At 72.0% G+C, this 24,932-nt stretch carries 21 protein-coding genes, 1 tRNA gene and 1 pseudogene; 13 read left to right on the forward strand and 10 right to left on the reverse strand.

The window, feature by feature from the left end; all coding sequences use genetic code 11:
* Positions 1-39: 39 nt before the first annotated feature.
* The 3 genes from AMK11_RS11490 to AMK11_RS11500 all read right to left on the reverse strand — a co-directional run bounded on the left by AMK11_RS11490 (position 40) and on the right by AMK11_RS11500 (position 3,118).
* Complete coding sequence (locus AMK11_RS11490) at positions 40-1,695, reverse strand: long-chain fatty acid--CoA ligase (protein ID WP_198941341.1); 1,656 nt, start codon at positions 1,693-1,695, stop codon at positions 40-42.
* Positions 1,696-1,864: 169 nt separating this feature from the next.
* Complete coding sequence (locus tag AMK11_RS11495) at positions 1,865-2,461, reverse strand: SigE family RNA polymerase sigma factor (RefSeq protein WP_073725947.1); 597 nt, start codon at positions 2,459-2,461, stop codon at positions 1,865-1,867.
* Positions 2,462-2,791: 330 nt separating this feature from the next.
* Positions 2,792-3,118, reverse strand: a complete 327-nt coding sequence (locus AMK11_RS11500; protein ID WP_073725949.1) for a hypothetical protein — start codon at positions 3,116-3,118, stop codon at positions 2,792-2,794.
* Between the two features lie 404 nt (positions 3,119-3,522).
* Here AMK11_RS11500 and AMK11_RS11505 point away from each other — a divergent pair, with 404 nt between their 5' ends.
* Positions 3,523-4,395: a bifunctional DNA primase/polymerase gene (locus tag AMK11_RS11505; protein ID WP_073725951.1), complete on the forward strand. Its 873-nt coding sequence runs from the start codon at positions 3,523-3,525 to the stop codon at positions 4,393-4,395.
* A 29-nt stretch (positions 4,396-4,424) separates the two neighbouring features.
* Here the strand turns inward: AMK11_RS11505 and AMK11_RS11510 are convergent, their stop codons facing one another.
* The 4 genes and pseudogenes from AMK11_RS11510 to AMK11_RS11525 all read right to left on the reverse strand — a co-directional run bounded on the left by AMK11_RS11510 (position 4,425) and on the right by AMK11_RS11525 (position 7,354).
* Entirely contained in the window at positions 4,425-4,733 is a 309-nt protein-coding gene (locus AMK11_RS11510) for a hypothetical protein (RefSeq protein ID WP_073725953.1), read from the reverse strand.
* A 39-nt stretch (positions 4,734-4,772) separates the two neighbouring features.
* Positions 4,773-5,450 (reverse strand): annotated as a pseudogene (locus tag AMK11_RS11515) (DJ-1/PfpI family protein).
* A 210-nt stretch (positions 5,451-5,660) separates the two neighbouring features.
* Positions 5,661-5,745 (reverse strand) — tRNA-Ser (locus AMK11_RS11520).
* A 61-nt stretch (positions 5,746-5,806) separates the two neighbouring features.
* On the reverse strand, positions 5,807-7,354 hold the full coding sequence (locus AMK11_RS11525; protein WP_073725955.1) for a S1C family serine protease: 1,548 nt from the start codon (positions 7,352-7,354) through the stop codon (positions 5,807-5,809).
* Between the two features lie 305 nt (positions 7,355-7,659).
* Between AMK11_RS11525 and AMK11_RS11535 the strand changes: the two genes are divergently transcribed.
* The 3 genes from AMK11_RS11535 to AMK11_RS11545 all read left to right on the forward strand — a co-directional run bounded on the left by AMK11_RS11535 (position 7,660) and on the right by AMK11_RS11545 (position 10,613).
* Entirely contained in the window at positions 7,660-8,487 is an 828-nt protein-coding gene (locus tag AMK11_RS11535; RefSeq protein WP_073725957.1) for a glycerophosphodiester phosphodiesterase, read from the forward strand.
* 236 nt (positions 8,488-8,723) lie between these two features.
* Positions 8,724-9,275, forward strand: a complete 552-nt coding sequence (locus AMK11_RS11540) for an ATP-binding protein (protein WP_241846948.1) — start codon at positions 8,724-8,726, stop codon at positions 9,273-9,275.
* A gap of 372 nt (positions 9,276-9,647) precedes the next feature.
* The gene (locus AMK11_RS11545) at positions 9,648-10,613 is read left to right on the forward strand and encodes a DUF5926 family protein (RefSeq protein WP_073725961.1); all 966 of its coding nucleotides are present in this window, start codon (positions 9,648-9,650) and stop codon (positions 10,611-10,613) included.
* Between the two features lie 246 nt (positions 10,614-10,859).
* Here the strand turns inward: AMK11_RS11545 and AMK11_RS11550 are convergent, their stop codons facing one another.
* Complete coding sequence (locus AMK11_RS11550) at positions 10,860-11,690, reverse strand: hypothetical protein (RefSeq protein WP_241846949.1); 831 nt, start codon at positions 11,688-11,690, stop codon at positions 10,860-10,862.
* A gap of 55 nt (positions 11,691-11,745) precedes the next feature.
* On the reverse strand, positions 11,746-12,411 hold the full coding sequence (locus AMK11_RS11555; protein ID WP_073725963.1) for a bifunctional DNA primase/polymerase: 666 nt from the start codon (positions 12,409-12,411) through the stop codon (positions 11,746-11,748).
* 649 nt (positions 12,412-13,060) lie between these two features.
* Between AMK11_RS11555 and AMK11_RS11560 the strand changes: the two genes are divergently transcribed.
* Both AMK11_RS11560 and AMK11_RS11565 read left to right on the forward strand, forming a co-directional pair.
* On the forward strand, positions 13,061-14,581 hold the full coding sequence (locus AMK11_RS11560; protein WP_073725965.1) for a PP2C family protein-serine/threonine phosphatase: 1,521 nt from the start codon (positions 13,061-13,063) through the stop codon (positions 14,579-14,581).
* Positions 14,582-14,713: 132 nt separating this feature from the next.
* A complete protein-coding gene (locus AMK11_RS11565) occupies positions 14,714-16,180 on the forward strand; it encodes an aminopeptidase P family protein (protein ID WP_079187425.1) in 1,467 nt (488 codons plus the stop codon).
* Between the two features lie 76 nt (positions 16,181-16,256).
* Here the strand turns inward: AMK11_RS11565 and AMK11_RS11570 are convergent, their stop codons facing one another.
* Positions 16,257-16,718, reverse strand: a complete 462-nt coding sequence (locus AMK11_RS11570) for an ATP-binding protein (RefSeq protein WP_073725969.1) — start codon at positions 16,716-16,718, stop codon at positions 16,257-16,259.
* 222 nt (positions 16,719-16,940) lie between these two features.
* Between AMK11_RS11570 and AMK11_RS11575 the strand changes: the two genes are divergently transcribed.
* The 7 genes from AMK11_RS11575 to pheA all read left to right on the forward strand — a co-directional run bounded on the left by AMK11_RS11575 (position 16,941) and on the right by pheA (position 24,389).
* The gene (locus tag AMK11_RS11575; RefSeq protein ID WP_073725971.1) at positions 16,941-17,780 is read left to right on the forward strand and encodes a hypothetical protein; all 840 of its coding nucleotides are present in this window, start codon (positions 16,941-16,943) and stop codon (positions 17,778-17,780) included.
* A gap of 134 nt (positions 17,781-17,914) precedes the next feature.
* Positions 17,915-18,667: a YcnI family copper-binding membrane protein gene (locus AMK11_RS11580; RefSeq protein WP_073725973.1), complete on the forward strand. Its 753-nt coding sequence runs from the start codon at positions 17,915-17,917 to the stop codon at positions 18,665-18,667.
* A 126-nt stretch (positions 18,668-18,793) separates the two neighbouring features.
* Positions 18,794-19,444 carry an SCO family protein gene (locus tag AMK11_RS11585; RefSeq protein ID WP_073725975.1) on the forward strand — a complete coding sequence of 217 codons (651 nt, stop codon included), beginning with the start codon at positions 18,794-18,796 and terminating at the stop codon, positions 19,442-19,444.
* Complete coding sequence (locus AMK11_RS11590; RefSeq protein ID WP_073725977.1) at positions 19,441-19,950, forward strand: copper chaperone PCu(A)C; 510 nt, start codon at positions 19,441-19,443, stop codon at positions 19,948-19,950. Before AMK11_RS11585 ends, AMK11_RS11590 begins: the two co-directional genes overlap by 4 nt.
* Positions 19,951-19,963: 13 nt before the next feature.
* Positions 19,964-22,042 (forward strand): copper resistance CopC/CopD family protein, encoded by a 2,079-nt coding sequence (locus tag AMK11_RS11595; protein WP_073725979.1) that lies wholly within the window; start codon positions 19,964-19,966, stop codon positions 22,040-22,042.
* 8 nt (positions 22,043-22,050) lie between these two features.
* Entirely contained in the window at positions 22,051-23,376 is a 1,326-nt protein-coding gene (efeB, locus tag AMK11_RS11600; RefSeq protein ID WP_073725981.1) for an iron uptake transporter deferrochelatase/peroxidase subunit, read from the forward strand.
* An 80-nt stretch (positions 23,377-23,456) separates the two neighbouring features.
* Positions 23,457-24,389: a prephenate dehydratase gene (gene pheA / locus AMK11_RS11605; protein WP_073725983.1), complete on the forward strand. Its 933-nt coding sequence runs from the start codon at positions 23,457-23,459 to the stop codon at positions 24,387-24,389.
* Positions 24,390-24,932: the final 543 nt, after the last annotated feature.

Genomic DNA, 24,932 nt, shown 5'->3' on the forward strand with positions numbered 1-24,932 from the left:
GGCTCGATGCCGCCCGGCGTACGCGCGTTCCGGACTCGGTCAGAGCCGGGTCACGTCCAGCCCTCCGTCGGCGTACTGCCTGCGCAGCACCTTCTTGTCGAACTTGCCGACGCTCGTCTTAGGCACCGCCTCGATCACCGTCCAGCGCTCCGGGAGCTGCCACTTGGCGATCTTGCCGTCCTCGGCGAGGAAGGACCGCAGCTCCTCGAAGCCGACGCTCGCGCCCTCCTTGAGGACGACGGTGGCCAGCGGGCGCTCGCCCCACTTGTCGTCGGGGACGGCGACGACCGCGGCCTCGGCGACATCCGGGTGGGACATCAGCGCGTTCTCCAGCTCCACGGAGGAGATCCACTCACCGCCGGACTTGATGACGTCCTTGGCGCGGTCGGTGAGGGTGAGGAAGCCGTCGGGGGAGATGGTGCCGACGTCGCCGGTCTTCAGCCAGCCGTCCTCGCTGAACTTGTCCTCGGGGCGGAGCGGCTCGGCGCCCGGCCCGTTGTAGTACGCGCCGGCGATCCAGTTGCCGCGCACCTCCAGCTCACCGGCGGACTCGCCGTCCCAGGGCAGGCGCTCGCCGCCGGGACCGGTGAGGCGGGCCTCGACGCCGGCCGGGAAGCGGCCCTGGGTGAGGCGGTAGGCGAATTCCCGGTCGGTGCCGATCGCGTGGGCCGGCGGCCGGGCGATCGTGCCGAGCGGGGAGGTCTCCGTCATGCCCCAGGCGTGGCAGACCCGCATGCCGAGCGCGTCGAACGCCTCCATGAGGGAGGGCGGGCAGGCGGAGCCGCCGATGGTGACCTGGGTGAGGGAGGAGACGTCCCTCGGCTTGGCGGTCAGCTCGGCGAGCAGGCCCTGCCAGATGGTGGGGACGGCGGCGGCGTGCGTCGGCCGCTCGCCCTCGATCATCTCGGCGAGCGGGGCGGGCTGGAGAAAGCGGTCCGGCATCAGCATGTTCACGCCGGTCATGAAGGTGGCGTGCGGCAGTCCCCACGCGTTGACGTGGAACTGCGGGACCACGACCAGCGAGGTGTCCTCGTCGGTCAGGCCCATCGACTGGGCCATGTTGACCTGCATGGAGTGCAGGTAGATGGAGCGGTGGCTGTAGACCACGCCCTTGGGGTCGCCGGTGGTGCCGGAGGTGTAGCACATGGCGGCGGCGGCCCGCTCGTCCAGCTCGGGCCAGTCGTACGCGGTCGGCTTCCCGGCGATCAGGTCCTCGTACTCGTGCACCTGGACGGACGCCCCGGTCAGCGGGGAGCGGTCGCCCGGGCCGGCGACGACGACGTGCTCGACCGTCTTCAGGTGCGGGAGCAGCGGGGCGAGCAGCGGCAGCAGCGATCCGTTGGCGATCACGACGCGGTCGGCGGCGTGGTTCACGATCCAGGCCAGCTGCTCGGGCGGGAGGCGGAGATTGAGGGTGTGGAGGATCGCGCCCATGGAGGGGATCGCGAAGTAGGCCTCGACGTGCTCGGCGTTGTTCCACATGAGGGTCGCCACACGCTCGTCGTCGCCGACGGCGAGATCCTCGCGCAGGGCGTGCGCCAGCTGGGCGGCACGCTCGCCGATCTCGGCGAAGGAGCGGCGGTGCGGCTCGTCCTCACCGGTCCAGGTGGTCACCTGCGAGCTGCCGTGGATCGTCGACCCGTGGTTCAGGATCCTCGAAATCAGCAGCGGTACGTCCTGCATCGTGCTCAGCACGGTGTCCTCCCGGGGCGACTTTGCCTACGCGGCGGTAAGGGTTGCGCTGATTCTGCGCACATACCGCGCGGTATGTCACTACTCCGGGCTGATCGATCAGTGTGCGGGCGTCTCCGAGGCGTCCCGCCGGGACCCCCGAGGGCGGCATCGGCGGCACACGCGCCGGGCATCAGGACCGGACGAATCCCAGCTCGGGGTCCTCACGCAGCTTACCGAGCGCCCGGGACACCGCCGACTTCACCGTGCCCACGGAAACGCCGAGCACGTCGGCCGTCTGGGCCTCGCTGAGATCCTCGTAGTACCTGAGGACGACCATCGCACGCTGCCGGGCGGGCAGCTTCATGATCGCCCGCCACATCGCGTCGTGCAGCGCCTGGCGCTCGGCCGGGTCGTCGCCGGCCGGCACGGGCTCCGGCTCGGGCAGCTCGTCACAGGCGAACTCGTCGACCTTGCGCTTGCGCCACTGCGACGTCCGGGTGTTCACCAGTGCCCGGCGCACATAGCCGTCGAGCGCCCGGTGGTCCTCGATGCGCTCCCAGGCCACGTAGGTCTTGGTGAGGGCGGTCTGCAGCAGGTCCTCCGCGTCGCTCGGGTTCGCGGTGAGTGACCGGGCGGTACGCAGCAGCACCGGCTGGCGGGCCTTCACGTACGACGAGAACGACGGGTACGGGAAGGTCTGCGCCCTTGCCGTGGCTCTGGCCGGGACCTTGGCCGGGGCCATGGCGGTGGCGGCGTTCGAAGCGCTGGTGCAGACGGGTGCGGTCATGGCTCAACGCTATGAGCGGGAGGGTGCCCGGCGGATCGCCCGCAGGTCCCGAAGCCGCGTCCGCCTCAGGTTGTAGGGGTGGTGCCGGCTGCACCTCCTGTAGGTGGACGAGGGGAGGAGAGGCCATGCGGGTTCACCCGGGTTCACCCCTGGGGGAGCCACTGCGAGCAGGGCCGCCCGAAGGCCCCCGCGCACACGGAAACGCCTGGGCGGCGGTACCGGAACAACCGGTTCACCGCCGCCCAGACGCCTTGCGACCCCATGAAGCACACCCCGCACGGAGAGTGAGGGACCGGACGCGGGAGCGCACCCGCGCCCCGGCCCCTCAGCTCACCACCACAGCGGGGAGAAGCTGACGGCCACGTTGTCGTTGCCCTGGTTGATCGCCGTGAACGCGGAGCCGTCGACCTGCGCGGTGTTGCTCTGGTTCGAGGCCCCCGAGCCGACGGCCTGCTGCTGCGTGGTCGACGAGTTGCCGTTGTTGTCGTCGCCGACGCCGCTGCCGATGATGCCCGCGAAGGCCTCCGAAGCGGTCGCGTTCGATCCGTCGTCCGCGATGGCGCCGTTGTCCGCCGTCGCGATGCCGCCGAAGAGGGCGGCGGCGAGCGGCAGGGCGGCGACGGCGGCGACGACGCGGGCGGTACGGATGCTTGCCATGTTGTTCCTCCAGAACAAGTGCGCACCGGCTTGCGGCCGAGGGCGCGGTCAGTACGTGAAGCTGCCTGGACCTGCGTGAAGTTGCGTGAAGCGGTTCTGAACTCTGGCTCTTGACGAGGCAGTTGGCCGACCACCTCGACGTTGTGCACGACGTCGCGTGATCAGAATTGCCCACCGAACCCCGCCGAACCACCCCGGAAGGCCTGATTCGCCCTCAAGCGTGATGACAAGTCGATAAACCCCTTTGCTTCCCTTCCGCCCCAGCTCAGCGCAGTAGGGACACCTGCACCCCAAGTACCGCAAGAGGTGAAGCGTTCCGGCACTTTTTCCACCCGCCGCCCCGCCCCGGCGTGTCACACGCACCCACCCTTCCCTTTTTCGAACACACATACGAACATAGAGCCATGGCCACCACAGACCGGCAGGCCACGACGCTGGCCCTCGCACACGCCCTGTCAGCCGCCGAACGCGGTCTGGCCGTCATCCCCCTGTCCCGGACGAAGCTCCCGGCCCTCCGCTCCCCCCACCGCGACGACCCGTCCCCGGCCCCCTGCCACGGCGAGTGCGGCCGCCTCGGCCACGGGGTCCACGACGCCTCCACCGACCCCGCCCGCGTCCGCGAACTGTTCGCCGCCGCCCCCTGGGCCACCGGATACGGCATCGCCTGCGGTCTGCCCCCGCACCACCTCGTCGGCGTCGACCTGGACACGAAGTCGGAGACGGACTCCTCGGCCGCCCTGCGCGAACTGGCCCTGCGCCACCTGTTCACGATCCCGCCCACGGTCGTCGTCCTCACCCCGAGCGGAGGCCGCCACCTGTGGCTGAGCGGCCCGCCCGACGTCGTCGTCCCCAACTCGGCCGGCCGCCTCGCCCCCGGCATCGACATCCGGGGCGCCGGCGGCTACCTGGTCGGCCCCGGCTCCCGCACCCGCCACGGCGCGTACGCCGCCGCCCCCGGCACCGCCCACCTCGCCCCCGCACCCTGCCCGCCCGCGCTCCTGCGCCTGCTCCTCCCGCCGCCCCGGCCGCGTCGGCACACTCCCGCCCACGCCGCGACCGACGCCCACGGCCGGGGACTCGTCCAGTTCGTTCTCGCGGCCCACACCGGCCAGCGCAACACCCGCCTCTTCTGGGCGGCCTGCCGCGCCTACGAGAACGGCATCGGGGCCGCCTTGCTGGACCCCTTGGTCGAGGCCGCCCGCAGCACCGGCCTGACGGAACACGAGGCCCGCGCCACGATCGCCTCCGCGGCCCGCATGACGGGCCACCACCCCTGACCGGTCCCGGCGTCTCCCGGAGCAACGGTTCAGTCCGTCCTCCTGCGCGCCCCGGTGACCTTCGAGGCGGGCAGTCGGCCGGCCCGGGACGTACCGGCCAGGCCGTCACCGTCGACCGTCACGTCGAAGGCGAGGTTCAGCCGCAACGGCTTGGTGACGGCCTGCTTCCAGGTGAGCCGGTCGCCGTGGAGTACGACGTCACGCAGCGGTACTTCCTCCCCCGCCCCGTGGGCGGTCCCGACGAGGAGCCCGTCCTCGCGCCGCCGGAACTCGGCGACCGCCGCGATCCGGCCGACCGGGGTCGAGACGGCCAGGTCCCAGGTGCCTTCGACAGACATGCTGTGCTTCTTCCTGACGGTGGGTGGTGGACGGCGAGATCAGAACCCGACGGGCAAGGGCCCCTCGGCCTTCCACACGGTGCCGCGGCGCTCGTGGGCGAACAGTTCCTCGACGGCGTGGGCGATCCGCGGACCCACCTCGCGCTCCAGCAGGTACAGGCCCAGGGTCGAGCCCCGAGGTGACACCGGCGCCGGTGACGAGGTCGCCGTCGTCGACGACACGGGCGTTCACCGCGTGGACGCCCGTGGCATCGAGCATGTCGAGGCCCATGTGGTGGGTGGTGGCGTGACGCCCCTCCAGCAGTCCGGCCATGGCCGGCACCAGCGACCCTCCGCACACGGCGGCGACGATGACCTCGGGGTTCTCCATCGCCGCCGTCAGCAGCACGGGCAACTCGGTGGCCAGGGTGCGGCCCAGCAGCACGGGATCGTCTCGTCCCCGGCCCCCGTGTCCTCGCCCGGGACCTCGCCGGGCTCCCCGACCCGACCCGACGCCCCGGGCAGCACGATCAGCCCCGCACGCCCGGGATCGAGCGCGGCCGTGGCCCGCAACGCCAGCCCCTTCGTACCGCTGACCACCTCCCGCGGCCCCTCGGCGGACACCAGCTCCACACTCACCGAGCCGGGTGCGGCGGTGGCGCCGGCACACAGCACCTCGAAGGGGGCGACGACATCGAGCGGATCAAAACCGTCGAACAGAACGATCTGGGCATGCATGAGGGTCACCCTCCAAGTCCGAGAATCCCGGCCCGCACCGGCCACCCCTCGAACGTAACGACCGCCCCACCCGCCTCCCAGCGGCAAAAACGACGCCTCTCAACGGATTCGCGCCGACCGCACCACCGGCCCGCCCCACAGCACCCGGCCCGCACCGGACACGACGACGGCCCCCGACCGTAACGCCTGGTCAGGGGCCATCAATCCATGCGGTGGGTGTGGGATTTGAACCCACGGTGACTTGCGCCACGACGGTTTTCAAGACCGTTCCCTTAGGCCGCTCGGGCAACCCACCCCGCGCCGCTCGTGATCGACGGCGCGGGACAAGGGTAGCGGGTCGGCGCGTGGGGGTGGGATCAGTCGTCGCCGATCTTGGAGCCCAGGGTGAGTTCCGTGGTGTGCTGCTTGCCGCCGCGCTCGTAGGTGACCGTGACCTCGTCGCCGGGCTTGTGGGTCCAGATCTCGCCGATCAGGGTCGGGCCGCTGTCGATGACGCGTTCGTCGAGCTTGGTGATGACGTCACCGGGCTTGAGGCCGGCGTCGTCCGCGGGGCCGCCCGGTTCGACGGGCTCGGAGCCGTTCACGCCCTGCTCGGTGAGTTTCGCGCCGTTCGTCGTCTCCTCGAGGGAGACGGAGGCGCCGATCTTCGCGTACACCGGCTTGCCGGTCTTGATCAGCTGCTTGGCGACGAACTCGGCCTGGTTGATGGGGATGGCGAAGCCCAGGCCGATCGAACCGGCCTGGCCGGTGCCGAAGCCGCCGTTGCTCGTGGACTGGATGGCGGAGTTGATGCCGATGACGTTGCCCTGCGCGTCGAGGAGGGGGCCGCCGGAGTTGCCCGGGTTGATCGACGCGTCGGTCTGGAGGGCGCTCATGTAGGAGGCCTTGCTGGTGCCGCTGCCGTCGCTGGAGGCCACGGGGCGGTTCTTGGCGCTGATGATGCCGGTCGTCACCGTGTTGGACAGGCCGAAGGGGGCGCCGATGGCGATAGTGGAGTCGCCGACCGCCACCTTGTCGGAGTTGCCGAGGGGGAGGGGCTTGAGGTCCGAGGGGGCGTTCTCGAGCTTGATGACCGCCACGTCGTAGCCCTGGGCGTGGCCGACCACCTGCGCCTCGTACTTCTTGCCGTTCGGGAAGGTGGCGCTGAGCTTGCCTCCGTCCACCGCCTCCGCCACCACGTGGTTGTTGGTGACGATGTGGCCCTGCTTGTCGAAGACGAACCCGGTGCCGGTGCCCCCTTCGCCGTTGCTGCCCTCGGCCTGGATGGTGACCGTGCTGGGCAGCGCCTCGGCGGCCACTCCGGCAACTGTGCCCGCGTCGCGCTTGACGGAGCCGCCGGTGTCGGAGGCGGAGACCGTGGTGGAGCCGGACTCGTCGTTGTTCTTGGCCAGGGTGTAGCCGAGGCCGCCGCCCAGGCCGCCCGCCACCAGCGCGGCGACCAGGAGTCCGGCGACCAGTCCGCCACGGCCCCGGCCCGCCTTCGGAGCGGGGGGCTGGTACGAGGCGCCCCAGCCGCCGGCGCCGTAGCCACCGCCGCCGTAACCACCACCGCCGTAGCCCTCGCCGCCGTGGCCGTCGCCGCCTCCTCCGCCGTAGTGCGGGGTGCCCGGGGGCGGGGGCGGGGGCCAGGAGGCGTCCGGGGCGCTGTGCGTCACGCCGGGTGTCTGGGGCGCCGCCGGGTCGTGGGGGGCGGGAGCGGAGGACTGGTGGGGCGAGCCGGGTGCCTGGGCGCCGGGTGCGGCGGCGGGTGCGGCCGGTGCCTGGCCGTCCTGCGGCTGCGGTGCCGTCGGCGCGGGGGACGGCGGCTGGGGGTCCTGGTGGGAGGAGGCTGCGGGAGAGTCCACCGGCACTGGAGGCGCGGACGGGGCCGGGGGTACCGCGGTGCCCTCGTTCTCGGTGCTCACAGCTTCTCTCCTCGTTCCACGGCTGTCTTCCGGTCCACGGGTCTTTCCCGGTCCACGGGCGGTTTCGTCACATCGGCCGGCCTCGGCCGCGCTCACGCGGTGCTCCGCGGTCCGGCGCGGCGCGGATGTGCGGTGTTTTCGTATGCCATCAGCTTTTCCCACGGGCCGTCAGAGCACCATAAGCGGTTGCTGTGGGTCCACGGACAGCCCTTACATGGGACATCCAAGACTAAACGGACGTACTGGCGATAGCTGCCGACGGCTCCGACGGCACGTATACCCGCGCGCGGTGGCACCATGACGCGGTGACCCATGCACGACAACAACCGATCCAGGTCGTCGCCCACCGTGGCGCGTCCGAGGACGCTCCCGAGCACACCCTCGCCGCCTACCGGAAGGCTATCGAGGACGGGGCGGACGCCCTCGAGTGCGACGTGCGCCTGACCGCGGACGGCCACCTGGTCTGCGTGCACGACTGGCGCGTCAACCGTACGTCCAACGGCCGCGGCGCGGTGTCGGCCCTGGAGCTCGCCGACCTGGCCGCCCTGGACTTCGGCGCCCGCAGGACCCGTGAGTTCTGGCGCACGCGCGACGAGCAGCCCGACTGGGAGCACCGGCCCGAGGACCGGGAGGAGACCTCCGTACTGACCCTGGAGCGCCTGCTCCAGCTGGTGGCCGACGCGGGGCGGCGGGTGGAACTGGCCATCGAGACCAAGCACCCCACGCGCTGGGCGGGGCAGGTGGAGGATCGGCTGCTGCTGCTCCTGAAGCGGTTCGGACTCGACGCTCCCGCCTCGGCCGCCGAGTCCCCGGTGCGCGTGATGAGCTTCTCGGCCCGCTCGCTGCACCGGGTGCGGGCCGCGTCGCCGACCCTGCCGACGGTCTACCTGATGCAGTTCGTCTCGCCCCGGCTGCGCGACGGCCGGCTGCCCGCCGGTGTCCGGATCGCGGGCCCCTCGATCCGGATCGTGCGCAACCACCCCGCCTACGTCGAGCGCCTGAAGCAGGCCGGCCACCAGGTGCACGTGTGGACCGTGAACGAGTCCGACGACGTCGATCTCTGCGCCGGCCTGGGCGTCGACGCCATCATCACCAACCGGCCGCGCGCGGTACTGGACCATCTCGGCCGCTGATTCGCCGTCGCTTCGTCGCTGATTCGTCCCGAAACCTTGACCCGGCGGTCTCGCTGGCCCATTCTCCGGACTCGGCCACACCGACGAAATCCAGCCACACGATTACGGGGAGTGCTCCGGCGCGTTCGGTACGTGTTCGACCGTGTCGAATGCGTCACTGGGCGGGGACCGGCCGGTTTCCGGTTCAGGCCAGAAGGGCATCCACACCGTGGCGTGGGGCGAAGGAGGTCTCGGGGGTGGCGTTGGTGGTGGCACAGGAGGTGCCCACGTCGTCGAGCATGGCCGTTCCCCATGGCCCTGCGGGCGTGGGGAAGGCACGGCGCCGGATGCGCGAGCAGTTGCGCGGCGGCGGTGTGGCGGAATCGGTCATCGACGACGCCGTACTGGTCCTTTCGGAGCTTTTGAGCAACGCGTGCAAGCACGGCCGCCCACTGGGCGACGCCCTGGCGGGAGACGGCGACGTCCGCGCCGCATGGCAGGTGGACGCGGCCGGACGCCTCCTGGTGGAGGTCACGGACGGCGGCGGCCCGACCCGCCCGGCGCCGGCGACCCCCTCGGTCACCGCGCACGGCGGCCGCGGGCTGAACATCATCACGGCGCTCGCGGACGACTGGGGCGTACGGGACGACGCCCGCGGGGAGGTCACGGTCTGGGTCGTCGTCCACGACGACGTGCACGACCCGGACGCCGGGCACCGGCGGGACGACTTCGCCACCCGGATCACGGCACCCGCGGTGTCGGAGATCCCCGGGCTGGACTTCGCGGACGCCTTCGACGACGTGGGCTGATCAGCGCCCGCGCGGGGCACGGTGACGGTCGTCCCCGCGGCGGGACACGGTGCGGGCGGGGGTGGTCGGCAGGCCGGTCGGCCCGACGGTCACGTGGCGTGCGGTGACAGCCGTCCCGGCCGGTGGGAGAGACGCCCCGTCGGCGGCCCCGTCGGCGCCCCGGCGGCGCCCCGTCGGCCGCTCATCGGCCGCTCATCGGCCGCTCATCGGCCGCCCGTCGGCGGCAAACAGCCCGCCGCCCACCCGACCAGCCGCCCACCGTCGGCTCGTTGTACACAAGCGCCCGGTTGTCCACAGGGTCCCGTCGGCCGGAGTGGGAGCGGCTAGGCTCGCGCCCGTACGAGATTGAGCCGCAACCGGGAGACACCCACGATGGCCAAGAAGCGACCCCAGACGAAGGCCAAGCGGCCGCAGCTCACGGACGGTGAGATCCCGGTGGTCGGCGCACGCGAGCCCTGCCCGTGCGGCAGTGGCCGCCGCTACAAGGCCTGCCACGGCCGTGCCGCCGCACACGCCACGACCGAGCTGGTGCAGCGCCCGTTCGAGGGGCTCCCCGGCGAGTGCGACTGGGTGGCCCTGCGCGAACTGGTCCCGGCGGCCACGGCCGAGCTCACCCTGAAGGACGGCCTGCCCGAAGGCGTTCCGTCCGTCACGCTGGCCACGGTGCTGCCGATGGCCTGGCCCGCCCTGCGCCGCGACGACGGCTCCGTCCTGCTCGGCCTGCAGAACGACACGGCTTCCGGTGACATCAGCCGCGACCTCGCCGACACCCTCCAGCGGGCGCTGACCGCCCAGCCGGGCACCCCCGTGCAGGGCCGCCGCGCGCCGTCCGGCGGGCCCCGGCTGCAGGACCTGCTCGCTCCCGAGGGCCCGTTCCAGCCCGAGGTGCACCCGGGCTTCGAGTTCTGGGTCCCGGACCCGGAGAACGCCACCCCGGAGGTGACCGCCTCCCTGGAGCGCGCCAACGCCGCGGCCATCCCGACCGTCCGGCTCCAAAGCGTGGACTTCGCCTACTGGTGCGAGACGCCGGACAAGAACCACCTGCGCTGGGTCATGCCGCACGAGGAGGAGCGACTTCTGGACGCTCTCGCCCGGCTGCACGCGGCCGGCCGGTCGTCGCTCGGCGAGGGCACCCGCCTCGTCGGCTCGTTCCGGGCGCACGGGCTCACCGTTCCGGTGTGGGACCTGCCGAGCGAGGTCACCGCGCAGGACATCGAGAAGCCGGCGGCCGAGTTCGCGGAGCGTCTCGCCGAGGCGCTGGCGGCGGGCACCCCGCTCAGCCCGGACGAGCGCCGGGCACGCGGCGGCCTGACCAACCGGCAGGTCACCCTCAGCTGACCCCCGCCGCAGCGGAAGGCGTCCCGGCTGACCGACCGGTCAGCCGGGACATCCGGCGGCACACGCGTGACTCCGGTCACAACTCCCGGCCCGAACAGGCCAGTCGGTGACCGGAAAACGGGAGATCGAATTTGCTAACCGCCGATCTCTTGTTACCGTTCGAGTAGCCCGGTTGCTGGTGCATCCCCCGTCGCCAGCAACCGGGTCTTTCCATGCGCCGGGTCACCCACGCACCGCGACCGCTCGTCAACTCCGCGTCTCCGTCGTCGAGTTGCCCCGTCGGCCCTCATCACTCCTGACGCTCCCGTTGCCCCCGTTACTCCCGTCGCCCACGGCACCACCGCTTCCGGTACCGCCGTCACCACGGTTGCTCCCGGTGCGCAGCAGCAGCGGCCCGTACCCTGCCCGGCCCGCGAACTCCGCGACCGCGGTATAGGCCGCCGGTCCGCCGCGTACGGGCTCCCTCGGCGTCTCGCAGGTGCCCGGCGCGTCCTCGGCGCCGACCTCGCAGCGCATCCGCACGCTGCGCCCGTCGGGCCCCAGAAGGCTCAGCACGGCTTCCAGCGGGTCACCGGTCGCGTTGCGGTAGTAGGTCCGCGCCCAGGTCCGCGTGCCGCTCCCCGTGCCCTGGGTGAGTACGCAGGTCTGGGCCTCGACGCCCTCCGGGGAGGTGAGTTCGGGACCGCAGCGCACTGCGGTTGCCGGTCCCGCGGGCAGTGGGGAGCGGGCGGACGCGGCAGCCTCGGCCCGGCCTCGACCGGCTCCTTCGTCGGCTCCCGCGTCCCCTGGTGCCTTGCCGTCACCGCCCCGCGAGAGGAGGGGGACGGTCGCGGGGGTCTCCTCCGCGTCACCCGGCCTGTCACCCGACGGCCCCGCGGACGCCACCGCGAACGGCAGTACGACCGCACACACCACGATGGCGGCGAGTCCGTACAGCCGGGCCCGACGACGGTCCGGCCGGCCCCGGCGCGGCCACGCGCGGCACTGCCCGGCCGCGCGGTGCTGCCCGACGACGCGGTACCGCCCGAAGGCACGGTACCGCCGGGCGACGCGGTGCTCCCCTGCATGAAGCGGCATGGGGCGGACGATAACGACGGCGGCGGGCGCGCCCTTCCGCGCGCGCCGGGCACCCCTACAACTCGGGCGCGCTCACACCCGTACGAGTGAGGGCGTCGACCACCGCGTCCACCACGGCCTCCACGTCGGGCACCCAGGGCGAGGCGGAGCCGGGCAGCGGTGCCCGCTCCCAGCGGACGGCGCCCGGACCGGTCTCGGACGGCGGCAGTGCGAGGTAGCCGCCCTCGCCGTGGAACCGCAGGGAGCCGGGCACGAAGTCCTTCGCGTACAGCAGCTCGCCCAGCTGCTCCATGGAGTACGGCCGCACCAGCAGCGACCAGCGGGTGGGCGAGGCGACGACCGGGCCGAGCCGCATGCCGGCGCGGTCGAGCGCGGCCAGCGCGCGGGCGGCCGGCAGGGCGGGCAGGGAGACGGCGCAGGGGGCGCCGCCCCCGGTGGCCAGGACGATCGGCGCGGTGGGCCGGTTGCTCCACCACCAGCGCACCATGCGCGCGTCGGTGGTGGCCGCGAGGAGCCCGGGGTCGAAGGGATGCGCGCCGGGCACCGTGCACTCGGGGTCGGGACAGCCGCAGCGCGACCGCGCCCGCGGGTCCGCCGCCGCTCCCGGGAGTACGGGCCACTGCCATTGTGTCGCGTAGGTCAGGGCCGCGCCGATGAGCTCAGGCCGCCCGTCGTCGTGCTGGGACAAGAGCCTGCGTCGCCTTCCGAGGATCTCGCGCATGAGCGCTCGTTCCTTTCCGTTGCACGCCTGGCAACACCGTGGTCACATCACCATGTGTCGATCACTTCGCTGTGCGTAGCTGGTGGCGCATCACACCCCTGCCGAGGGCCATCTTCCGCCGACGACGCCTCCGCCAAGGGCGAGGGAAAGCCCTGTGGGCCGAGCACTGACTGCGTCCGGGACGGTTCGTCCGCACTGCGTCCATCAAAAGCATGGGCGTGGCGCGGGGGTGGCGAAGTCTGGCGTTTTGCCGTCGCGCGTATTTCTCTCCGCCTCCGCCACGGGAGGATGGGGCACGGTCGTCGGTGGATAGGACGCCCGGGTCCGCCGCCAGGTTCCGAGTGGCCCCCAACCACCCCTGGCCTTCACCGAGTACGTACCCATCACGACCGCTGTGACGCTCCGTAAAGCACCCCCAGTCGACCGCAACAAGACGTCCTCTAGGGCAGTTTCAAGCCATTTTCTCTTTTCCGCAAGAGGTCGAGAAGGAGGACACTCGCACCCCACGGACACCAGGAATCCCGGCAGGACAATGCTGGACATCTCCTTACGAGTGCGTGTACATGTGGAGACACTGCTAGCGGCGCAGAATGACATGGGGGTTCGCGATGCTTTTGAGCAGTAAGCGCCGGTCGGAAGGCCGGACACCATGAACGCCCCGCACCCTGCGAAAGTGGCCGGAATCGATTCAACGGTTCCGTCCCCCGCACACACTGTCGCGTCCACCGGCCCCGGCACCTCCCCGGCCGCGCCGCAGAGCGCCACGGACACCGCGGACGTCACGGACCACCCGGGCACCTCCTGCGCCCCCGGCGCCCAGCTCCAGGACCGGCTCGCCGGCTGGGTCTCGGACCTCACGACCCTGCACGAACTCACCGAGCGCCTGGTCCGTACGGACTCCCTGGCCGAAGGCCTGCAGGAACTGCTGCGCGCCGGAGCCGCCCTGGTGGGCGCCCGGCGCGGTCTCGTCACCCTGGAACCGGCCGACGGACTGGGCCCCGACACCACCGTCGGCCTCGGGCTCGACCGCGCGGACCTGGGCCACATCGAGACGGTGTCCCGCGACGCCCTGCCCCACGGGCGGATTCTGGACGGGCTGCCGGTCGGTGAGGGCGGGCTCGCCGAGCCGGACCTGTTCGCCGAGAAGCGGCTCGACCCCCGCCACCGCGAGGTCGCCGCCCGCCTCGGCTACGCCGCCAGCTACGCACTGCCGCTGGCCGCGGAAAGCACCGGCAGCACGGGCAGCACCGGAAGCCACCACGGAGTGGCCGGAAGTAGTACCGCACGTACCGGAAACAACGAGAGCGCCGAAGGCACCGCGCGCCTCGGAGCCGCCGTCTGGTTCTACGACGAGCCCGCCGAGCCCGACGAACGGCAGCGCCACCTCGCGGGCCTCTACACCCGGCACGCCGCACCGCACCTGGCCCGGATGCTGGAAGTCGAGCGCACGCGCGCGTCCATGGCGACGCTGGCCGAGGAACTGCTGCCCTCCCGCCTGCCCCGGGTGCCCGGCGTCCAGCTCGCCGCCCGGCACCGCACCGGACCGCGCGGCGGCGGCGACTGGTACGACGCCCTGCCGCTGCCGGACGCCGCGCTGGGGCTCGCCGTCGGGTCCGTCACCGGGGCCGGGCCCAGCGCGGTCGCCGCGATGGGACGGCTGCGCGCCTCCCTGCGGGCGTACGCCGTGATGGAGGGCGAGGACCCGGTCGCGGTCCTGTCCGACCTGGAACTGCTGCTGCGGCTCACCGAGCCCGCCCGCTCGGCCACCGCCCTGTTCGGCTACTGCGAGCCCGCGCTGCGCCGGCTCACCCTGGCCGGCGCCGGACACAGCCCGCCGCTGCTGATCGGGCAGCGGCGCACGGAGTACGTCGAGACCTCCGTCTCCGCGCCGCTGGGCATGCTCGCCTGCTGGGAGGCACCGAGCGTGGAGGTGCAGGCCGAGCCGGGAGAGACGGTTCTGCTGTACACCGACGGACTGCTGCACCGCACCGGCGACCCGGCCGACCGCGCCTTCGCCCGGCTGCACGCGGCGGCGGCCGGCGTGCCCAGGGCCGCGCGGCAGGACCCGGACGCCGTCGCCGAGCACGTCCTGCGCACGGTGCTGCCGGGCGGGAAGGCAGAGGCGGACTCCGCGGAGGACGTGGTTCTGCTGGCGGTCCGGTTCGATTAACGGACGTCTACGCCGGGTCCGCGGCGGATAACGGACGGTAGCGCTCCCGGGTAACAGGTCCTTCGGCCCTGGGCCCCCTTACGTACGACCGTACGATGGGGGTGGTCCAGTGCCGTACCTAGGAGGATGACCGTGGCGGAGGAGCTCACCCCGGAGAACCCGGAGACCCCGGACGAGACCGAGGAGCCGATCAAGCAGCGCAAGAACGGCCTGTACCCGGGCGTGTCCGACGAGCTGGCCGAGAACATGAAGTCCGGCTGGGCCGACACCGAGCTGCACGAGCTGGAGCCGATCGCCCAGGCCGCCGAGACCGCGGCCCGCCGCGCCGCGCTGTCCGCCCGCTTCCCCGGCGAGCGCCTGGTGATCCCCGCGGGCAACCTGAAGACCCGCTCCAACGACACGGAGTACTCCTTCCGCGCCTCGGTCGAGTACGCGTACCTGACCGGCAACCAGACCGAGGACGGCGTCCTGGTCCTGGAGCCCAAGGGCGACGGTCACGAGGCCACGATCTACCTCCTGCCCCGCTCGGACCGCGAGAACGGCGAGTTCTGGCTGGACGGCCAGGGCGAGCTGTGGGTCGGCCGCCGCCACTCCCTCACCGAGGCCGCGAAGCTGCACGGCATCCCCGCCTCCGACGTGCGCGAACTGGCCGGCGCCCTGCGCGAGGCCACCGGCCCCGTGCGCGTCGTGCGCGGCTACGACGCCGGCATCGAGGCGGCCCTGACCGACAAGGTCACCGCCGAACGCGACGAGGAACTGCGCGTCTTCCTGTCCGAGGCCCGCCTGGTCAAGGACGAGTTCGAGATCGGCGAGCTGCAGAAGGCCGTCGACTCCACCGTGCGCGGCTTCGAGGACGTCGTGAAGGTCCTCGACAAGGCCGAGGCGACCAGCGAGCGCTACATCGAGGGCACCTTCTTCCTCCGCGCGCGCGTCGAGGGCAACGACGTCGGCTACGGCTCCATCTGCGCCGCCGGTCCGCACGCCTGCACCCTGCACTGGGTGCGCAACGACGGCCCGGTCCGCTCCGGCGACCTGCTGCTGCTCGACGCGGGCGTGGAGACGCACACCTACTACACCGCGGACGTCACGCGCACGCTCCCGGTCAACGGCCGCTACACCGAGCTGCAGAAGAAGATCTACGACGCCGTGTACGACGCCCAGGAGGCGGGCATCGCGGCGGTCAAGCCGGGCGCCAAGTACCGCGACTTCCACGACGCCGCCCAGCGCGTGCTGGCCGAGCGGCTCGTCGAGTGGGGCCTGGTCGAGGGACCGGTCGAGCGCGTGCTGGAGCTGGGCCTGCAGCGCCGCTGGACACTGCACGGCACCGGTCACATGCTCGGCATGGACGTCCACGACTGCGCCGCCGCACGCGTCGAGTCGTACGTCGACGGCACGCTGGAGCCCGGCATGGTCCTCACCGTCGAGCCCGGCCTGTACTTCCAGGCCGACGACCTGACCGTGCCCGAGGAGTACCGGGGCATCGGCGTCCGCATCGAGGACGACATCCTCGTCACCGCGGACGGCAACCGGAACCTGTCGGCCGGGCTGCCGCGCCGGTCGGACGAGGTCGAGGAGTGGATGGCCGCGCTGAAGGGCTGACGCCACCGGCACACGAGAGACGGCCGGGCACCGCGAAGGTGCCCGGCCGTCGGCATGCCAACGGGTGTCGACGGAGTCATACCGCCACCAGCGGTGTGTCCTCCCGCCACTTGAGGATCTTGTCGAAGCTCACCACGGACCCGGACCGGCCCGGCGTGCTCCCGATGTGGACGTGGTCGGCGAGTTCACGGATGAGACACAGACCCCGTCCACTCTCCGCCTCGACCGGCGGCGCTGGAGGCAGTACGCCCGCCCCCGTGCCACCGGCGGGAAAGCCCGGGCCGGTGTCGGCGACCTCGATACGGCACCGTTCACCGTCGAGGTAGGCCGTGACGCGGTACGCCTCCGAGGGGCCGCCGGGCTCGTCGTCGCCGCCGTGCTCGACGGCGTTGGCACAGGCCTCGCTCAGGGCGACGGAGAGGTCGAAGGAGATGTCCGGGTCGACGCCCGCGGTCTCCATGGTGCCGATCAGCAGGCGTCGGGCCAGGGGCACGCTCGCAGCCTCGCGCCGCAGATGGAGTGACCACCAGATGCTCATGCTCCAGCCTCCCGGCCGCGGCTCGACATACCGTTACGTATTGCCCCTCGTATCCGGACGTAAGCGCCCTGTCCGCGCCGGACCGCCCGAACGGCGGATGCGTCCCTGCCGCCGATCGGTGTATGCGGGGCAACTCGCACCCAACGATGATCTTCCGGTCGTACGGCATCTTGTGGACCTGCCGTACGGGACGGGTGGCGCCAGTGCGATGATGAGGCCGCCATGACTGCCCCCCACCCGCCAACGACGTGCTCCGGAAACGATCTCCGGATCCTGCGGGCCGCGGTGTTCGCCGCGGTCTGCGTCGTGCTGGCCGCGGCGGGGCACACTCTCGCCTCCTGCGCCGGCGTCCCGCTGTGGTCGCTGGGCGCGGGATTCCTCGGGGCGGTCCTGGTCGCCGCGCCCCTCGCCGGACGCGAACGTTCGCTGCCCGGCATCGCGGTGCTGCTCACCGTCGGCCAGACGGCTCTGCACACCCTCTTCGGCCTGGGCCAGCACGGCACCACGGCGGTCACGGCCGCAGGCGCGGCCACGGGGGGTTCGGGTGCGCCGTCCGACGCCTCACTGATCCAGCAGGCCGCACGACTGGTCTGCGGGACCACCGCAGCGGCGATCAGTCCGGCCGAGGCCCAGCGCATCCTCACCGACGCGCGGATCGCCCCGGCCGCCGGCGCCCACTCCGGCGCCGCGCACCAGCCCGCCGACGCACTGGCCGGCACCTCCGCCGCCCTGCTGCCGTCCCTGCCGATGCTGCTCGGTCACGTCCTCGCCGCCCTGGCCGCCGGCTGGCTGCTGCGCCGCGGGGACCTCGCCCTGGCACGGCTGATCGAACTGTCGGCGCAGTCGGCCCACTCGGTGGCCGAGGCGGCCTTCGTCCGCGCCCTGCGCGCGGCGCTCTCCCTGGTGCGCGCGCTGCACGCCGGTCTCGCCGGCGCTCCCGGCAAGGGCCCGCGCCCGCCGCGTGCCGCCGAGCCGGTACCGCCGCGCCCGTGCGCCACGGCGCTCCAGCACACGGTGATCAGGCGCGGACCGCCGAGCGACGCGTTCGCCCTCGCCGCCTGACACGACGCGACCGCTTCCGGAGTACGGAGGGGCCGCCGTCGTGCGGCACGCGCGCGTGCGCGCGCTCCTCCTGTCATCCGACATCCGTCACCGGCCCCGTACCGGTGACCCACTCGAAGCGGAGTGCTCCGTCCATGAAGGCTTCCCGTATCGCCGCCGCCGGCGCCGTGTCCGGCATCGCCGTCCTCGCCCTGTCCGCCCCCGCCTTCGCGCACGTCAGCGTGCAGCCGGAGGGCGCCGCCGCCAAGGGCGGCTACGCGACCGTCGGCTTCAAGGTCCCCAACGAGCGCGACAACGCCTCCACCACCAAGCTGGAGATCAACTTCCCCACCGACCACCCGCTGGCCTCCGTGATGCCGCAGCCGGTCCCCGGCTGGAAGGCCGAGGTCACCAAGTCCAAGCTCGACAAGCCGCTGGACTCGCACGGCAAGCAGCTCACCGAGGTCGTCAGCAAGGTGACCTGGACGGCGGAGGGCAAGGGCATCGAGCCCGGCTACTTCCAGAAGTTCCCCGTCTCTCTCGGCGCGCTGCCCGAGGACACCGACCAGCTGGTGTTCAAGGCGATCCAGACGTACTCCAACAAGGAGGTCGTGCGCTGGATCGAGGTGCCGCAGGAGGGCCAGGAGGAGCCCGACACCCCGGCTCCCGTGCTGGAACTGTCCGCCGCCGAGGACGACGCCCACGGCGCGTCGGGCGCCAAGGCCGGTGACGACACCGAGGCGGCCGCGCAGAACACGGCCGCCGACAGCTCCTCCTCGTCCGGCTCCGGCGACAGCAGCGACACCACCGCCCGCGTCCTCGGCACCGTCGGCATCGTCGTCGGCGTCGCGGGCGTCGCGTACGGCGTGCTGGCGGGCCGCCGGCGCGACTCCGGTGCGTCGGCGTAACCACGCCCGCGCCGGTGTGCCGGCGTGACCACGCCGGCACATCATCTCGTCCGGTGCGCGCCGGGGCCCCGTCGGTCGACGGACCCCGGCGCGCACCCGAGCACCTCACATCTGGGACATTTTCCTATGCGCAAGAAGACGTTCGCCGCGGCCGCCCTGCTCGCCGCCGCATCCCTGACCCTGTCCGCGTGCGGCAGCGGCGCCGACAGCGACAAGCCCGTCACCGTGGTCTCCGAGGACACCAGTCAGCAGGCCGCCACCGTTCTCGACAAGCCCTTCGAGAAGCCCGACCTGGTCCTCACCGACACCCAGGGCAAGGAGTACGACCTCCGCGAGCAGACCGCCGGCAAGCCCACCCTGATCTACTTCGGCTACACCCACTGCCCCGACGTCTGCCCGCTGACCATGAACAACATCGCGGTCGCCAAGAAGCAGCTGTCCCAGGCCGAGCAGGACAAGCTCCGGATCGTGTTCGTCACCACCGACCCGGAGCGCGACACCCCGGCCGCGCTCGGCAAGTGGCTCAAGGGCATCGACCCGCAGATCGTCGGCCTCACCGGCGACTTCGACACCATCCAGGCCGGCGCCCGCACCCTCGGCATCTCCATCGACCCGCCGACCAAGGACAAGGACGGCAAGATCGTCTCGACGCACGGCACCCAGGTCGTCGCCTTCTCGCCGAAGTCCGACGCCGGCTACGTGCTGTACGGCGAGGACGCCACCGTCGAGGACTACACCACGGACCTCCCCAAGCTCATCAAGGGGGAGAACCCGTGAGGCGCACGAGGACCCCGAAGGGCCTGCGCGGCCGCCCCGCCCTCGCCGCCGTCGCGGTGAGCGGCGCGCTGATCCTCGCGGGCTGCGGCGCTTCCGGCTCGGACTCGTCCGGCCCCGGTGCCGAACTCTCCGTCGGCGCCGCCTACATACCGCAGCCGGTCTCCGACTCGATGGCGGCGGGATTCCTCACGATCACCAACAAGGGCGACGCCGAGGACGAACTGACCTCCGTGACGAGCGAAGCCGGTGACGTCACCGTGCACGAAACCGTCGACGGCGCGATGAAGGAGGTCGACCGCCTCCCGATCCCCGCCCACGGCGAACTCGTACTCGAAAGCGGCGGCAACCACCTGATGTTCGAGAAGCTCACGCAGCGGCTCGAACAGGGTGAGACCGTCTCCGTCGAACTGCACTTCGCCCACTCCGGCCCCGTCACGGTCGAACTCCCCGTGAAGGCGGCCACCTACCGGCCCAACACCGGACAATCCGAACACACCGGACACTGAGGGAGGGACCACCTTGACGCAGACCATCGCCCCGCGCGTCCGGACCCTGGTGCTGCTGTTCCTGGCCGCGGCCTGCGCACTGCTCGCCGCCGCCGGACCGGCCTCCGCGCACGCCGCGCTCACCGGCAGCGATCCCCAGCAGGGGGCGGTGGTCGACAAGGCTCCGGCCCAGATGTCGCTCACCTTCTCCGAGTCGGTCTCCATGGACGCCGACTCACTGCGCGTCCTGGACCCCAAGGGCAAGCGCGTCGACGAGGGGAAGCCCTCCGGCACCGGCGGCACGACCTACACCGTGAAACTGCACGCCGGGCTGCCCGACGGCACGTACACGGTGACCTACCAGGTCGTCTCCGCCGACAGCCATCCCGTCGCCGGGGCCTACACCTTCTCCGTCGGCGCCCCCTCCGAGACCTCCGTATCCGTCTACACCACCGACGCGGGCGGCGGGGTCGTCGGCTGGCTCTACGGACTCGGGCGGTACGTGTCGTACGCCGGGTTCACCGTCCTGGTGGGCGGCGCCGCCTTCGTCCTCGCCTGCTGGCCGCGCGGCTCCGGGGCACGGCCCGTGCAGCGGCTCGTCGTCTCCGGATGGCTCGCGCTCACCGCCTCCACCCTGCTGCTGCTCCTGCTGCGCGGCTCCTACACGAGCTCCGGGAAGTTCGGTGACATCTTCGACCTGAGCCTGCTCGGCGAGGTACTGCAGACCAAGTCCGGTGCGGCGCTGGTCTCCCGGCTGCTCCTGCTCGCGGCGGCCGCCCTGTTCGTCGCGGTCCTCTTCGGCGCCTACGACAAACGGGAGGACGAGGAGAAGCGCGACCTCAGCTTCGGGCTCGCGATCGGCGGGACCGTCGTGGCGGCCGGCCTCGCGGCGACGTGGGCGATGTCCGAGCACGCCTCCGTCGGCCTCCAGGCAGGCATCGCCATGCCCGTCGACGTCGTCCATCTGCTCGCCGTCGCCGCCTGGCTCGGCGGCCTCACCGCTCTGCTCGTCGCCCTCTACCGGACGACCGCCGAGACACCCGTCCCCGCCCTCGCCGTACGCCGGTTCTCCCGCGTCGCATTCGGCAGCGTGGTCGCGCTGGTGGCGACCGGCACCTACCAGTCCTGGCGTCAGCTCGGCTCCTGGACGGCCTTCACCGACACCCGGTACGGGCAGCTGCTCCTCGTCAAGATCGGGCTCGTGGCCGTACTGGTCGGCATCGCTTACCTGTCGCGGCGGTGGACGGCACGGCTGGCGGAGACCGGACCGGCGCTGGTCCGGCAGCGGGAGGGAACCACCGAGGAATCGGGGGCGGCGAAGGAAGCGAGCACGCCGGAGAAGACCGCCGCCGGCAAGGCCTCCGGCACGGCGAAGGCAACCAGCGCGGCGAAGAAAGCCGACACGGCTGAGGCAGTCGCCACGGCTGAGGCAGTCGGCAAGGCCAAGGAAACCGGCACGGCCGAGGAAACCGGCACGGCTGAGGAAACCGGCACGGCTGAGGCTTCCGCCGCGACCGCCGGATCCGGTGACTCCCGGCGAGCCGCCCAGCTCGCGCGGCAGCGCGCCGCCATGGACGCCGCCCGGCAGAAGAGGCAACGCGACGCCGATCCCCAGCGCTTCGGCCTACGGCGCTCCGTGCTCGCCGAGGCGGGGGTCGCCGTCGTCCTGCTCGCCGTGACCACCGTGCTGACCCAGACGGAGCCGGGCCGGACCGAGGAGGAGGCCAAGGCCGCCAACCCGTCGTCCTCCGCCGCCGCGTCCGCCCCCTCCGGGGCGGTGACCCTGGACATGCCCTTCGACACCGGCGGCCAGAACGGCAAGGGCGTCGTACGGGTCGAGCTGGATCCCGCCCGCGTCGGCGCCAACGACCTGCACCTCTACGTCGAGCGCCCGGACGGCACCGCCGTCGACATCCCCGAGGTGAAGGTCGCCTTCACCCAGGAGGCCAAGGACATCGGGCCACTGCCCGTCGTCCCCGACCACATCACCACCGGACACTGGTCGGCGAGCGGAGTACAGATCCCGATGGCCGGCGACTGGGAGGTCGCCGTGACCGTACGGACCTCCGACATCGACCAGGTGACCGTCTCCAAGAACGCGCAGATCGGCTGAACCGCACCATGGCTGACCAGTCCAACCCGGAGACCCGCTCCCCCGAGGTGAACCGCGGGATGCCCGGCGGATCCGGGCCCTCCGACGCCCAGAACGACCACGAGGGCATCTCACGCCGGCGGCTGCTCGGCACCGCCGGTGCCACCGGGCTCGTACTCGGCGCCGCGGGCGCCGCCGCCGGCTACGCCTCCGCTCCCTCCTCCGCGGCCACCCCGCTCGCCTCGGTGGGCAGCGAGCAGGTGAAGTTTCACGTGAAACATCAGCCCGGCATCACCACGCCGATGCAGGCCCGCGGCCACCTCGTCGCCTTCGACCTGGCGGCGGGCGCCGGCCGCAAGGAGGCGGCCGCGCTGCTGCGCCGCTGGTCGGACACCGCACGGCGGCTGATGGCGGGAGAACCGGCCGGGACCCGGGACACGGACGTGGCCCGCGACGCGGGACCCTCCTCCCTGACCGTCACCTTCGGGTTCGGGCACAGCTTCTTCGGGCGCACCGGCCTGGAGGAGCAGCGTCCGGTCGCCCTCGACCCGCTGCCCGACTTCTCCTCCGACCACCTCGACAAGAACCGCAGCAACGGCGACCTCTGGGTGCAGATCGGCGCCGACGACGCCCTGGTCGCCTTCCACGCCCTGCGCGCGATCCAGAAGGACGCCGGATCGGCCGCCCGCGTCCGCTGGCAGATGAACGGCTTCAACCGCTCACCGGGCGCCACCGCCCACCCCATGACGGCCCGCAACCTCATGGGCCAGGTCGACGGCACCCGCAACCCCAAACCGGCCGACGCCGACTTCGACCAGCGGATCTTCGTCCCCGACAACCCCGCCAAGGACGGGACGAACGCACCGGCATGGATGGCGAACGGCTCCTACGCGGTCGTACGCCGCATCCGCATGCTCCTCGACGACTGGGAGAAGCTGTCGCTCAAGGCCCAGGAGGACGTCATCGGGCGCCGAAAGTCCGACGGGGCACCGCTGTCCGGGGGCACCGAGACGACCGAGATGGACCTGGAGAAGACGGACGGGTCGGGAAAGCTGGTCGTCCCGATCAACGCCCACGCCCGGATCACCCGCCCCGACCAGAACGGCGGCGCGGCCATGGTCCGGCGCCCCTTCTCCTACCACGACGGCTTCGACGCGGACGGCGTCCCGGACGCCGGGCTGCTCTTCATCTGCTGGCAGGCCGACCCGCTGCGCGGCTTCGTGCCGGTGCAGCGCAAGCTGGACCGGGGGGACGCCCTGTCGCCGTTCATCCGGCACGAGGCGAGCGGCCTGTTCGCGGTGCCGGGCGGGGCCGCGGAGGGAGAGTACGTGGGTCAGCGGCTGCTGGAGGGGTGAAACCGGCCGCGCTTCACCCCGGTGAGGGGCGTGCGCGGGACGCGTCGGCCGCCTCGGCCGGGGCCCATTAGGGTGAGGACATGCCAGCCAGTTACGCGTATCTCGGTCCCGAAGGCACCTTCACCGAAGTCGCCCTGCGCACACTTCCGGAGACGGCGACCCGGGAACTGGTCCCGTACGTGTCCGTGCAGTCCGCACTCGACGCGGTGCGCACCGGCGAGGCCGAGGCCGCGTTCGTGCCGATCGAGAACTCCGTCGAGGGCGGCATCACCACCACCCTCGACGAGCTGGTCGCCGGCCAGCCGCTGATGATCTACCGCGAGGTGCTGCTCTCCATCACCTTCGCGCTGCTCGTCCGCCCCGGCACCAAGCTCTCCGACATCAAGACGGTCACCGCCCACCCGGCGGCCCAGCCCCAGGTCCGCAACTGGCTCAAGGCCCATCTCCCGGACGCCGCCTGGGAATCGGCCGCCTCCAACGCGGACGGCGCCCGCCTGGTGCAGGAGGGCCGGTACGACGCGGCCTTCGCCGGCGAGTTCGCCGCGAGCCGATACGGCCTTCAGGTGCTGGAGTCCGACATCCACGACGCGGAGAACGCCCAGACCCGCTTCGTGCTGGTGGGCCGTCCGGCCCGGCCCGCCGCACCGACCGGCGCGGACAAGACGTCCGTCGTGCTCTGGCAGCGCGACGACCACCCCGGCGGCCTGCGCGACCTGCTGGGCGAGTTCGCCACCCGGGGCGTCAACCTGATGCTGCTCCAGTCCCGGCCCACCGGCGCCGGCATCGGCAACTACTGCTTCTGCATCGACGCCGAGGGCCACATCTCCGACCGTCGGGTCGCCGACGCCCTGATGGGCCTCAAGCGGTCCTGTCTCCAGGTGCGCTACCTCGGGTCCTACCCGCGCGCAGAAGTCACGCCGGCGGACGTGGACGCGCTGCGGCCGGGCACCTCGGACGAGGAGTTCGTGGCGGCGGCGGACTGGGTGGCGCGCTGCCAGGACGGCCGCTTCTGACGGCTGGAATCGGCCAGCGGTAGATCATATCTGCCGATCTTCGTTGTCCACAGGAGTTATCCACAGGTCCTCTTCTCGACCTGGGGACAAGTCGACAACGAACCGCCATTCAGTCGACAAATCCCCCTACAGCCCCCTACTTCATCCACAGAGCCGCAGGTCACCCTTCGTCCACCTGTTTCTTGCCCGCCATACTCCGGAGTGACACCGGGTGTCCCGTTTTCACTCGAAAGTGGGCACGTGAAGGGTTTGGACCAACCCTCTCCCGGAATCAGGAATGATCAATTCCAAGAGTCCACAGATCTTTCGCACAGCCTGTGGATAACTTTTCCGGGCTGTGGATTCCGACGAACCCCGAACCCCCAAGTCCCGTCCTGCGCACGGGAATCCGGTCAACTCACCGCCCGCCCGCTGGCTCGTTCCAGGGAATGAGACACCTTTTATTGACAGTCCGGATCACGGGCCTCCCGAGACGTACACAACGGGCAATGCCCACATAACGGAACGTGAGACCCGTGATCGGCAATAGTGAGTCGAGACCCG

The sequence above is a fragment of the Streptomyces sp. CB02414 genome (assembly GCF_001905385.1).
GTDB lineage: Bacteria > Actinomycetota > Actinomycetes > Streptomycetales > Streptomycetaceae > Streptomyces.